1 protein-coding gene is annotated in these 320 nt (G+C 35.6%); it reads left to right on the plus strand.

Going from position 1 to position 320, the window contains the following annotated elements:
• Positions 1–320: DnaD domain-containing protein (locus tag AOA60_RS01195; RefSeq protein ID WP_143522316.1), on the plus strand; the 320-nt coding region annotated here is incomplete at both ends.

Below are 320 nucleotides of genomic sequence, written 5' to 3' on the forward strand. Positions count from 1 at the left end.
ATTATTTGAAAAAATGATTTTATTTTTGAATACTGCTGAAGTGGAACAAGAACATAATACTAAGCAATTAGCCGAAGGAAAACTATTCCGTAGGTTTGAAGAAGAGTTTTCACGTCCGCTATCTCCAATGGAAATGGAAATGATTTCCATGTGGCTAGACGAAGACAAGCATACTACGGATATTATAGAGGCTGCTCTTAGGGAGTCAGTAGTATCTGGAAAACTTAGTTTCAGATATATTGATCGAATTCTTTTTGATTGGAAAAAGAATGGTATTAGGTCTGTTCAACAAGCGAAAGAGCATGGAGAAAGAATTCGTC

It is taken from the genome of Pseudomonas sp. 2822-17 (assembly GCF_002742485.1).
Taxonomy (GTDB): Bacteria; Pseudomonadota; Gammaproteobacteria; order Pseudomonadales; family Pseudomonadaceae; genus Aquipseudomonas; species Aquipseudomonas cyclaminis.